The following is a 4751-nucleotide window of genomic DNA, read 5'->3' on the forward strand; positions in this document are numbered from 1 at the left end:
AGCCACGACATTGACGCCGATGCCGACGGCAACGGCGTCAATGTCGTGGCTTACCCCGAGGATTTGCCCTATCCGGCGACATCGCTGCAGGCGTTGGGCGCCAATTGCGATGCCGAGAGGCTGTTCCTGGCGCTTTCGGATGCCTGGAGCGAGAACGCCAGACTGTGGGACGACGGACGCGGGCTTGCCGCGATCAGGAAGCGCTGGCTGGCGCGCGCGGCCGGGCTCGGCGGCGAGGTTGCTGTCAGAATTGACGGCAATGTGGTTCGTGGCGTCTTCGAGACCATTGACGAGGACTGCCGTTTCGTGATCCGCGACGATGACGGATCGGTTCTGACGATCGCGGCCGGCGACGTGCATTTCGGCGCGGTCGCCTCGGCGCGAGGTTGATTGACTTGGCCTGAGCGGCCAGGAAGGAAAGAATTCATGGCGAATAGAGAAAACGCCGAACTCGTGTTCGCGCCGCTCGGCGGCGTCGGCGAGATCGGCATGAACTTCGCCCTTTATGGCTACGGACCGGCGGACGCGCGCGAGTGGATCGTCGTCGATGTCGGCGTCACCTTTCCCGATACCGCGCATCCGGGCGTCGACCTCATCCTGCCCGACACGCGCTTCATCGAGGAGAACCTCGACGGCTTGCGCGGCATCGTCATCACGCATGCGCATGAGGACCACTACGGCGCGCTGCTCGACATCTGGCCGAAGCTCAAAGTCCCGGTCTGGATGACGCCGTTCACCGCAGGGCTACTGGAGGCCAAGCGGCAGGGCGAGCAGAATGCGCCGAAGATTCCGGCCTCCGTCTACCGGGCCGGCGAGAAGTTCACCATCGGGCCGTTCGAGATCGAAGCCATCCCGGTGGCGCACTCCATCCCCGAGCCGATGTCGCTGGCGATCACCACGCCGGCAGGCACGGTCATCCACACTGGCGACTGGAAGATTGATCCGGCGCCGACGATCGGGCCGAAGACCGACGAGGCGCGTTTTCGCGCCTATGGCGACAAGGGCGTGCTGGCGCTGATCTGCGATTCCACCAATGCGCTGAGGGAAGGCGACTCGCCGTCGGAAGTGGCGGTCGGCGAAGGCCTCAAGGGCGTCATCGAGAAGGCCAAGGGCCGCGTCGCGGTGACCACATTTTCCTCCAATGTCGGGCGCATCGTCTCGATCGCCAGGGCGGCGCGCGATGCCGGCCGGCAATGCCTGGTGCTCGGCCGCTCGCTGAAGCGCGTCATCGATGTCGCGAGCGAGCTCGGCTACATGGACGGCCTGCCGGAATTCATTGGCGAGGAGGATTACGGCTTCATCCCGCGCGAGAACCTGGTGATCATCTGCACCGGCAGCCAGGGCGAGCCGCTGGCCGCACTCGCGAAACTCTCGCGCGACGAGATGAAGTCGGTGGCGCTGACCGCCGGCGACACGGTGGTGTTTTCCTCCCGCACCATTCCCGGCAACGAGAAGGCGATCCTGGAGATCAAGAACCGGCTGATCGACCTCGGCATGAAGATCATCGAGGACGGCGACGCGCTGGTGCATGTCTCGGGCCATCCGCGCCGCAGCGAGCTGCGCAAGATGTATGAATGGGTGCGGCCGCAGATCGGGGTGCCGGTGCATGGCGAGGCGGCGCATCTGGTGGCGCAGGGTTCGCTGATGTCGATGTCGGGCATCGGCCAGGTGGCGCAGGTGCGCGACGGCGACATGCTGAGGCTCTGGCCCGGCCCCGCCACGATCATCGACCAGGTGCCGTTCGGCCGCCTCTACAAGGACGGTTATCTGATCGGCACCGACCAGGCCATGGGCATACGCGACCGGCGCAAGCTGTCCTTCGCCGGCCATGTCGCGGTCAATGTCGTGCTCGACGACAAATACGAGCTCGCCGGCGATCCCGATCTGGTGGCGATCGGCGTCGCCGAGGCGGACGCCAACGGCGAAACGCTGGAAGACCTGATGCTCGATGCGGCAATCGGCGCGGTGGACTCGATCCCCCGCCAGCGCCGAAAAGACCTCGACCTTGTGCAGGAGGCGGTGCGCCGTGCCGTGCGCGGCGCCGCCAACGAAGCCTGGGGCAAGAAGCCGCTGGTGACTGTATTCGTCACGCGGTGACGAATAAGGGAATAGGGGAGTAAGGCAGTAGGGGAGTAGGGAAGAATGAATAGTTTGCATTTCTTCGGCTTACTGTTTTCCCTACTCCCTTACTGCCCTACTCCCTTACTCCCCTAAAACCGGAGCGTTTTATGCTCGGACGCCTGAACCATGTCGCACTTGCCGTGCCGGATCTGGCTGCGGCGATCGCGGCCTATCGCGATACACTGGGCGCGCGGCTCAGCGAACCGCAGGCACTGCCAGAACACGGCGTGACGGTGGTGTTCGTCGATGTCGGCAACACCAAGATCGAATTGCTGGAACCGCTGGGCGAGGCTTCGCCGATCGCCGCATTCCTCGAGAAGAATCCGTCGGGCGGCATGCATCACGTCTGTTACGAGGTGGACGACATCCTGGCCGCGCGCGATCATCTCAAGGCGAGCGGCGCGCGCGTGCTCGGCGACGGCAACCCGAAGACCGGCGCGCATGGCAAGCCGGTGCTGTTCCTGCATCCCAAGGACTTCTTCGGCACGCTCGTCGAACTGGAGCAGGCATGAACTGGGTTTCTTTCGTAGCGCTGTTCTTCGTCACCTGGTGGCTGGTGCTGTTCGCCGTGCTGCCGTTCAGCGTGCGCACGCAGGACGAGGACCAGGATGTGACGCTCGGCACGGTTTCGAGCGCTCCGAAAGGACCGCATATGCTGCGTGCGGCGATTCGCACGACGATCGTCACCGCGATCGTGATCGGCATCTTCTACGGCCTGACGAGGGGGGGCGGCCTAAGCTTGGACGATATCCCGCATATCATACCGGACTTTAGTCATAAGTAACGGCCGCTAAAGTCCCTGCTCAGTTTCCGCAAGTATTGAGCAGAAGGCGCCCGTTTTGGTTGAAATCGGAAGCCGGCTTCCGATTTCAATGGGCTGACGCGACGTAATGCTGTTTAGTAATTTGTCGTGCTAAGCAGATGATTGCACAAAAAAAATGCAAGGCACGAGGCCTTGCAATTTAAACGCGTCCGATCCGTTTCCGGTGTCCGGCGGCAGCGAGTTACCGCGCCTAGATCGCATCCTCCCAAGACTTTGACCGCGTAGGAGGGCAGATTTTTCTCCGCCCTCTCGGTTATCGGCGCACACTAGACCAACGCAGGTGAAAATGTCACGAAGAATTTTGCCTCCAAACGGGCAATATCGTGCTGCACTGCACAATAGTGGGGCAGGGCTTGCTTGTGAATCGATCAAAAAGCCATAAGCGCCACTTTGGCGGCCAAACAGCCGTTTTTTGATCAGGTTCAGAACACCCCGACACTTTGGAGCGCTCGGGTTTCCATTCCGTCATGAAATGGCTATGAAGCCCGAGCAAACAGCCTCGGTTGCGCCGATTCCGGCGCCGCTATCCTCACTTACGGACCACTCCATGCGTTTGTCGCGCTACTTCCTGCCCATTCTCAAAGAAAATCCTCGCGAAGCCGAGATCGTCTCGCACCGGCTGATGCTGCGCGCCGGCATGATCCGCCAGCAGGGGCAGGGCAGCTTTTCCTGGCTGCCGCTCGGCAAACGGGTGCTGGACAAGGTCTGCCAGATCATCCGCGAAGAGCAGAACCGGGCAGGCGCGCTGGAAATCCTGATGCCGACCATCCAGTCGGCGGATCTGTGGCGCGAGAGCGGGCGCTACAACGACTACGGCAAGGAGATGCTGCGCATCAAGGATCGCCAGGACCGCGATATGCTCTACGGTCCGACCAATGAGGAAATGGTCACGGAAATCTTCCGCGCCTACGTCAAGTCCTACAAGGACCTGCCGCTCAACCTCTACCATATCCAGTGGAAGTTCCGCGACGAAGTGCGTCCCCGCTTCGGCGTCATGCGCTCGCGCGAGTTCCTGATGAAGGACGCTTACTCGTTCGACCTGGATTTTGAAGGCGCCAAGGCCGCCTACAACCGCATGTTCGTCTCCTATCTCAGGACGTTCACGCGCATGGGGCTGCAGGCCATTCCGATGCGCGCCGATACCGGCCCCATCGGCGGCGACCTCAGCCACGAGTTCATCATCCTGGCCGAAACCGGCGAGAGCCAGGTGTTCTGCGACCGTGCCTATCTGTCGCTCGACGTGCCTGGCGCGGACACGAACTTCTCTAACGACGCCGAGATCGGCGGCATCGTGAAGACGTGGACGACACCTTACGCGGCCACCGACGAGATGCATGACGAAGCGGCGTGGGCGAACGTTTCCGAGGGCGACAGGCTCTCCGCGCGCGGCATCGAGGTCGGCCATATCTTCCATTTCGGCGAGAAGTATTCCAAGCCGATGGGCGCCAAGGTGACAGGGCCCGACGGCAAGGACCATTTCGCTTCGGGCGGCTCCTACGGCATCGGCCCGTCGCGGCTGGTCGCGGCGATCATCGAGGCGAGCCATGACGAGAACGGCATCATCTGGCCGGAAGCGGTGGCGCCGTTCGATATCGGCCTGATCAACATGAAGGCGGGCGACGTCGAATGCGACCGCGTCTGCGACGAGCTCTACGCGGCGCTCTCCGCGGCCGGCAAGGACGTTCTCTATGACGACACCGACCAGCGGCCCGGCGGCAAGTTCGCCACCGCCGACCTGATCGGCCTGCCATGGCAGGTGATCGTCGGTCCGCGCGGCGTGGCCGCCGGCGAGGTCGAGATCAAGAAC

General features: G+C 62.8%; 4 protein-coding genes and 1 pseudogene. All 5 read left to right on the forward strand.

The window, feature by feature from the left end; genetic code table 11:
- A pseudogene (locus tag EOA38_RS28395) lies at positions 1–390 on the forward strand (biotin--[acetyl-CoA-carboxylase] ligase); the annotation flags it as partial.
- A gap of 36 nt (positions 391–426) precedes the next feature.
- A complete protein-coding gene (locus EOA38_RS28400) occupies positions 427–2097 on the forward strand; it encodes a ribonuclease J (RefSeq protein ID WP_126093215.1) in 1671 nt (556 codons plus the stop codon).
- Between the two features lie 131 nt (positions 2098–2228).
- Positions 2229–2633 carry a methylmalonyl-CoA epimerase gene (gene mce / locus EOA38_RS28405; RefSeq protein WP_126093216.1) on the forward strand — a complete coding sequence of 135 codons (405 nt, stop codon included), beginning with the start codon at positions 2229–2231 and terminating at the stop codon, positions 2631–2633.
- The gene (locus EOA38_RS28410; RefSeq protein ID WP_126093217.1) at positions 2630–2905 is read left to right on the forward strand and encodes a DUF1467 family protein; all 276 of its coding nucleotides are present in this window, start codon (positions 2630–2632) and stop codon (positions 2903–2905) included. Before mce ends, EOA38_RS28410 begins: the two co-directional genes overlap by 4 nt.
- A gap of 586 nt (positions 2906–3491) precedes the next feature.
- Positions 3492–4751: proline--tRNA ligase (gene proS, locus EOA38_RS28415; protein ID WP_127300787.1), on the forward strand; the 1260-nt coding region annotated here is incomplete at its 3' end.

Origin of the sequence: Mesorhizobium sp. M1E.F.Ca.ET.041.01.1.1, from assembly GCF_003997355.1 — a bacterium.
Lineage (GTDB): Bacteria > Pseudomonadota > Alphaproteobacteria > Rhizobiales > Rhizobiaceae > Mesorhizobium.

Bases quoted from the DNA above. Each gene is read 5' to 3' on its own strand.
- EOA38_RS28400 (WP_126093215.1), top strand. From the start codon at position 427: ATGGCGAATAGAGAAAACGCCGAACTCGTGTTCGCGCCGCTCGGCGGC.
- mce (WP_126093216.1), top strand. From the start codon at position 2,229: ATGCTCGGACGCCTGAACCATGTCGCACTTGCCGTGCCGGATCTGGCT.
- EOA38_RS28410 (WP_126093217.1), top strand. From the start codon at position 2,630: ATGAACTGGGTTTCTTTCGTAGCGCTGTTCTTCGTCACCTGGTGGCTG.